Origin of the sequence: endosymbiont of Ridgeia piscesae, from assembly GCF_001443665.1 — a bacterium.
GTDB classification, from domain to species: domain Bacteria; phylum Pseudomonadota; class Gammaproteobacteria; order Chromatiales; family Chromatiaceae; genus Endoriftia; species Endoriftia persephonae.
Window position 1 is genome coordinate 92,349 of record NZ_KQ557126.1, and the last position, 6,535, is coordinate 98,883.

General features: G+C 58.1%; 5 protein-coding genes. 4 read left to right on the forward strand and 1 reads right to left on the reverse strand.

From position 1 onward, the window contains the following. Positions 1–205 precede the first annotated feature (205 nt). From Ga0074115_RS07780 to Ga0074115_RS07790, 3 genes are all read left to right on the forward strand, one after another. Positions 206–757 carry a hypothetical protein gene (locus tag Ga0074115_RS07780; protein WP_057955669.1) on the forward strand — a complete coding sequence of 184 codons (552 nt, stop codon included), beginning with the start codon at positions 206–208 and terminating at the stop codon, positions 755–757. Positions 758–839: 82 nt separating this feature from the next. Then, complete coding sequence (locus tag Ga0074115_RS07785; protein WP_060528388.1) at positions 840–2,831, forward strand: SLC13 family permease; 1,992 nt, start codon at positions 840–842, stop codon at positions 2,829–2,831. Positions 2,832–2,843: 12 nt separating this feature from the next. Continuing rightward, positions 2,844–4,199 carry an ArsB/NhaD family transporter gene (locus tag Ga0074115_RS07790; protein WP_057955670.1) on the forward strand — a complete coding sequence of 452 codons (1,356 nt, stop codon included), beginning with the start codon at positions 2,844–2,846 and terminating at the stop codon, positions 4,197–4,199. Between the two features lie 90 nt (positions 4,200–4,289). On the opposite strand, the gene Ga0074115_RS07795 is transcribed toward Ga0074115_RS07790, so the two are convergent. After that, positions 4,290–5,564 carry a cytochrome c family protein gene (locus Ga0074115_RS07795; RefSeq protein WP_232432972.1) on the reverse strand — a complete coding sequence of 425 codons (1,275 nt, stop codon included), beginning with the start codon at positions 5,562–5,564 and terminating at the stop codon, positions 4,290–4,292. 230 nt (positions 5,565–5,794) lie between these two features. Between Ga0074115_RS07795 and Ga0074115_RS07800 the strand changes: the two genes are divergently transcribed. Continuing rightward, on the forward strand, positions 5,795–6,409 hold the full coding sequence (locus Ga0074115_RS07800; protein ID WP_057955671.1) for a hypothetical protein: 615 nt from the start codon (positions 5,795–5,797) through the stop codon (positions 6,407–6,409). Positions 6,410–6,535: the final 126 nt, after the last annotated feature.

Here is a 6,535-nt window from a genome sequence, read left to right on the forward strand (position 1 = left end):
GTTACATATTGCAACAACTCTATCAACTTCCTGAATCCCCTGCATTTCCCACATATTCACGGAACCACCAAAACAAGTGTTGCAACAAGCAACAGTAAGCCCCGCAGCAGTCAGAAAATGCATCAAAGAAACAACCACTTGCCGACAAAAAAACTGGCATGGCTATTGCTTTACAAGCAACAACTGACTTACACGGGAGACAACCATGAAGCGACTTAACACCGAACTGAAGCGTATTCTTTCCGCCCTGGCGCTGCAGCACGCCGGTGACTACCTGCCGATGCGCGAAAAGCTCTCAGCGCTAGGCGGTAGTGACGCCAGTCCCCGACAAGCAGAGCGTCCGGTGGTGGTGACGAGCAGCGCTCAGCCAAAGCGTGTTGCCCTGATCAGCGATGGCCGTGGCGCTGGCGCGCCGCTCGACTATGCAATCGACACCTGCATGCAGCAAGGAGCGCAGATCGATCTGCTGCTGCATGGAGAGATCGAACAGAGCCGCATCAACGAGCTGGAAGAGCAGCTGCGCCAAGCCGGCGTTATCTGCCGCACCCTCCCGCTCGGTTCCGACGTCACCACCGGAATCCTCGAATATATCTGCAATCACCCTTCACTGCTGTTCCTGGTGGGAATACCTGACGACACCAGCGTCCGAGTACTGGCTGAAGAGGTGATCCCGCATCACGGCGGGCAGATCCCGGTGCCGCTGGTACTGATCGAAGACCGCAGACCGGAAGTGAGCTATCAGCGCTCCGCCGCCTAAATTTCACCATCGACCCGGCCGACCGGTGCCGGGCAGATAATCCAGACAACAACACTATTTGCTCCATACCAAGAGGAGAGAGATGAACAAACTTGCAGATGAAGAACAGACGATTGCCGCCCCCGGCATTCTGTCGCTAAAACAGATCATAGCCGCCGCCATCTTCCTGGCCGGCGCTCTGCTACTCGCCTGGGCGGTACCGAGCGTCGAGATCGCCTGGGTCGGCGCGATCCTGATGCTGACCATCTACCTGTTCGCCTTCGAGGTGGTAGGCGTCGATGTGGCAGCAATCACCGTGATGGTGCTGCTCGGACTAACCAGTTTGCTGGCGCCCTACATGGGACTGGATCAGGGACTGGTGGATACCAAGCATCTGTTCGACGGCTTCTCCTCCAACGCAGTGATCTCGATCATCGCGGTGATGATCATCGGTGCCGGTCTCGACAAAACCGGCATCATGAGCAAGGTGGCAGCCTTCATCCTAAAGGTCGGCGGCACCACCGAGACGCGCATCATCCCGATCATCTCCGCCACCGTCGGCATCATCTCCTCGTTCATGCAGAATGTCGGCGCCGCAGCGCTGTTCCTGCCAGTGGTAGCGCGCATCTCGGCCCGCTCCGGCCTGCCAATGTCACGCCTGCTGATGCCAATGGGCTTCTGCGCAATCCTCGGCGGCACCGTGACCATGGTCGGTTCCAGCCCACTGATCCTGCTCAACGACCTGATTCTCACCTCTAACCAGGCTCTGCCCGCGGAGCAGCAGATGGAGACTTGGGGCCTGTTCTCGGTGACCCCTGTCGGCCTGGTGCTGGTGGCCACCGGCATCCTTTACTTTGTCCTGGCCGGCCGATTCGTTCTGCCTACAACCAAGAGCGATAGCGAGAGCAGCACCAGCGGCTCCGATCCAATGCAGTATTTCCAGGAGATCTATGGCGTGGACTTCGCCCTCTCCGAAGTGGTGGTGACGGATAACAGCAGTCTGATCGGCCACAAACTGGATGATGTAGAGACCGCCTATCGGGTGCGCGTCATCGCCAGCAAACGCTCCGGCGAGGAGAGCCGCATCGGCGCCGGCACCCTGGCCCGCGACACCGAATTTGTCGCCGGCATGGTGCTGGGCGTAGTGGCCGATCCACAGGCCCTGGCCCACTTTGCCGAGAAGTATGGCCTGAAGCAGCGCAGCGAGCTGCGCACCTTCGCCGAGTCGCTGGCCACCACCAAGGCCGGTATCGCTGAGGTAGTCATCCCGCCAGGCTCCAACCTGGTCGGCAAGAGCGCCCGCGACATCTGGCTGCGCAAAACCTACGGCCTGGCCATGATTGCTCTGCACCGCAACGGTAAGACGATGCGCGAGGGCGAAGACATCCGCAACACGCCCTTTCAGGCTGGCGACACCCTGGTAGTACACACTCCCTGGGATGTCCTGGCGCGCATCGAAAAAGACCGCAACTTTGTGGTGGTGACCACCGAATTCCCGCATGAGGAGCTACGTCCGAACAAGGTCGGGGCAGCCGGCATCTTCTTCGGCATCGCCCTGTTCATGGTGCTGTTCACCGACATCCGCCTCTCGGTGGCCCTGCTCACTGGCGCCATGGGGATGGTGCTCTCCGGCGTGCTGAAGATCGAGGAGGCCTATGAGGCAGTGAGCTGGAAGACCGTATTCCTGCTCGCTTCACTGATCCCCCTAGGCCTGGCGGTGGAGACCTCCGGCACCGCCAAGTGGATCGCCGATCAGGTGCTCTCAGTGGTAGGCGACATGCCGATCTGGGTGATCCAGGGCTCGGTGGCGGCACTCGCCACCTTCTTCACCCTGGTGATGTCCAACGTCGGCGCCACCGTGCTGCTGGTGCCGCTGGCGGTCAACATCGCCATCGGCGCCGGTGCCAACCCCGCGGTATTTGCCTTGACCGTGGCGATCGCTACCTCAAACTCCTTCCTCATCCCCACCCACCAGGTCAACGCCTTGATTATGGGTCCGGGTGGCTACCGGGTGCCCGATTTCATGAAGGCCGGCGGCATCATGACGGTGCTGTTTCTGGTGGTGATGATGGTAATGATGAACCTTGTTTTCTAAGGCAGCTTGATAATGGAATCTCATATTCTCACGGAGGCCCTGACCTGGAATAACCAGATGGCTATTTCAGGGGCCATACTCGCCGCAACTTTTGTCGGCATCTTCACCGAGGGCGTGCACGGCTTTCACCGCACCAAGTTTGCCATGGGCGGTGCTGCATTAATGGTTTTGGCAGGTCAATGGCTTGGCTTCTATGACCCTGAAAAGGCACTGCACGCAATTGACTGGAATGTGGTGTTTTTGCTTGGGGCAATGATGACCATCGTGTCGATCATGATCCCAACGGGTGGCTTCCAAGCACTCGCCTATCGTATTGCTGATATCAGCAAGGGGCGTCAGTTTCTCTTACTGGCGTTGCTGGGAACAGCGGTTACCGTCATCTCCCTGTTGCTGGACAATGTCACTACGGTGGTCATCTTCGGCCCGCTGATCATACTGATCAGCCAAGCGCTCAAGGTGAGTCCGGTGCCCTATCTGCTGGCAGCCGCGCTGCTGTCAGACACTGGCGGTGTTGCCACACTAGTCGGCGACCCACCTAACCTGATGATCGGCTCAGCCGCCCATATCGACTTCAATACTTTTTTTATTCACATGGGCGGGCTAGTTCTTGTGGCCTGGCTGACCATTTTGGTGGCGCAGAAATGGCTGTTTGCGAAAGAACTCAAAGCAGAAACCACCCGGCCTGACTTTTCCAAGCTGGAAGAACTGGCAGACCCTCAGACCTGGTACGCCGCCTTGGGCGTACTTGCGATAATGGTTGTCCTATTTATCGTCCACCACGCGCTGCATTGGGAACCCTGGGTGGTAGCTGTTTTAGGTCTGACCGTCCTGTTGTTCATTGGCAGAAAGGTCGATATGGATAGCTCGCTTCAGGATGTGGAGATGAGTCTGTTGATGTTCTTTGCCTCCCTGTTCGTGCTGGTGGGTGGCGTAGAAAACAGCCACTTTCTTGAGTATCTGGGGCAGTTTATCCGTCCATTTGTTGAGTCGGACCTGTTGCTGGCATCCATTATGCTGATGTGGGCTGCGGCCATCCTTTCTGCAATGATCGATAACATCCCGTTTACCGCCGCCATGATTCCGATCCTTCTCGGCATGGAATCGCAGGGCATCAATGTTGCGCCCCTGTGGTGGTCTCTGGCCGTTGGCGTCGGCATGGGCGGTAATGGCACCCATCTGGGCTCCACCGCCAATGTCTTTATCGTGACCATTTCTGAACGTCTTGCGAAAGAGACGGGGGATGACAGCCTGCGCATCACCCCTGGGCTTTGGTTTCGCAAAGGCACACCGGCGATGCTGCTTACCTTGCTTGCATCATCCATCATCATGTGGATTTTCTTTGATTTCTTCAGCACCCCACTTCACTGATCTGGCATTTTAGCCAGCCATCTTCGTGAAATAACGGTCCATCCTATCGGCCAAGCCGGAGTCAAAACCAACCCCGGCTTGGCCCCTCTCTTAGAGCTGGACTTCACTCCAACCGATACGCTTCGGCGCCTTCAGCGCATCCGGCAGCGCCTTCATCTTCTTCACCATGCCCGGTGAGAGCAGGTTGAAGTAGAGCTCGGCGCGCACGCTTTTTACGTTATCAGCCGCAATCCGATACTCCAGGGCCCGCCGTTCATAGGGCTGCAGGCGGGTGTTCTTCACCACCTGAGTGGCCATCGGTGGCATCGCTGGTTTGCCCTCCTTATCCGCCAGTGCGTAAACGAAAAAGGCCTGCGGGTCCTCCTTCATCGGATGTTTCTGAAAGTTCTGCCACAGCAGCTTGCCGTTGACATCAAATGCACTCAGCTTCAGGTACATATTGCGAAACGGTGCACCAGTAGGCACGTTGTGAGCGCTCTTGTTATGCAGCTGGACCTTCACTGCAAGCTGACCCGCCTCTGGCTCTACCTGCAGATCCAACTTCACCGCGCGCTTCAGCACACCGACGCTGTGCCCCCCCCCCATGCTGTGATCCGCCACCCCCTTGACCGAGGCCATGTGGCACGACTGGCAGCTCTCCTGGGTCGCGCTCTTGTCATACTCATCACCGGTGGCGCAGAGCGGCACGCCATGCACATTCTGCATCTTGTCGTGGCACCCCAGACACGCATTGGAGGTCTGCAGACTAGTATTGCCTTGCAGCGGCAGATCGAGCTCCGCAACCTCTTTCGCCGGCAGGTAGGCCCTTCCCTGATTATCACGCCCCAAATGGGGGTTCAGTTCACCCTCATCATCCAGCGCCTTGCGCAGGGCATCCGCAGCAGCCCCCTGCTCATGCACAAAGCCCATCGGCCCCTGCAGCTGGTCCGACACTTCATAGGCCTTCAGCCCCAGCACCGGCTTGCCATCGACAAACCCAGCCCCTTTGTTATGCACAAAGCTGTGGCAGGAGACGCAGCTCACCCCCTCGTTGTAGGCCGGCATGGCATCCAGTTTGGTGCTCGTGTCACGGGCCGCGTTGGGTGCATGGCAGTTGAGACAGACCGGAAAGTTGCCCTGCTTATCGGTCTGCCCCGGCTGGCTCGGGTCGCCGATCAGTTTTCGGTAGATAGCGCCGTGAATCGGGTCTTTTAATGCGGTGCTGTTAGCGTGCATCGAGCCCTTCCACTGCTTGTAGATCGCCTTGTGGCAATCCTTGCAGCTCTCAGCGCTCAGCTGATTTAGCGGCACCTGTTTGCCATCCAGGGTGGCGGCTTGGGTCGGGATAGCTGCGCCCCCCATCACTAACAGGCTACCAATAGTCACTAATCTCCTGAGTTGAATCATACTGCTCTCTCTTCCGGGTTGTTGTGTGAGGGGGGAGGATACTACAAGTGTGAACCAGGCCAGCTGATGATAATCATCAATGCTTTTGCGCTTGCGAGGTAGGCTGGCTCAGGTACACTCCACCAAAACCTCTTTCAAGCTCTATAAAAACATCTGTGCTATATGCATGGAAAAGGACATGGCAATCCCCGCAGGGAGGATCAGATACCATGAGCTTCGATACCTACGACATTTTCTTCTCCGGCCAGATGATCAGCGGCCAGGACCCGGCTCGGGTGAAACGCCACATCGGCAAGATCTTCAAGCTCGAGGGCGAAAAGCTCGACCGCCTGTTTACCGGCAAGCCGATCCCCGTCAAGCGGGGGGTCGACATGGATACCGCGGTCAAATACCGGGTCGCGTTTCGTGAAGCCGGCGCGCTGGTCGATATCCAGCCAGCACAGAAACCGGCCGGCGAGGCGCCGCCAGCCACACCGCACCGCACTCCGGCGCCCACTGCAACCGCCACAAAGCAACAGGCTGCAGAGAGCGAATCCGGCATGACCCTGGCGCCAGCCAACAGCGGCAGCCTGGAGGCGTTCGCGCTGCAGGGCGAAGCGGCACCGCCCCCCGATACCAGTCACCTGCAACTCGGTGCGGTGGGCAGCATCATCGATGAGACCGAAGCCGCACCGCCAGTCGAGATCGACACCCATGAGCTGAGCCTTGCGCCAGCCCAGCAGGGCAACCTGGATGAGTTCAATGAGATCGTGGTGCCGCCAGTGCTGCCCGATATCAGCCACCTGCAGATCGAAGAGCCGGAGAAGAAAGAGCAGGAGGAGTGAACTAGCAGAGAGCTCAGCCCACCTTATTTGTAGTAGTCGGGACTTAATCTGACAGTTACCGATTTCGATGGCGTGACTGTCAGGTCAAATTCAGCCGATGAATTTTTCCTTCCAGATTTGTTTCCC

Excerpts from the sequence above, each read along its gene's own strand:
- Ga0074115_RS07800 (WP_057955671.1), top strand. The coding sequence starts at position 5,795 with ATGAGCTTCGATACCTACGACATTTTCTTCTCCGGCCAGATGATCAGC.
- Ga0074115_RS07780 (WP_057955669.1), top strand. The coding sequence starts at position 206 with ATGAAGCGACTTAACACCGAACTGAAGCGTATTCTTTCCGCCCTGGCG.
- Ga0074115_RS07790 (WP_057955670.1), top strand. The coding sequence starts at position 2,844 with ATGGAATCTCATATTCTCACGGAGGCCCTGACCTGGAATAACCAGATG.
- Ga0074115_RS07785 (WP_060528388.1), top strand. The coding sequence starts at position 840 with ATGAACAAACTTGCAGATGAAGAACAGACGATTGCCGCCCCCGGCATT.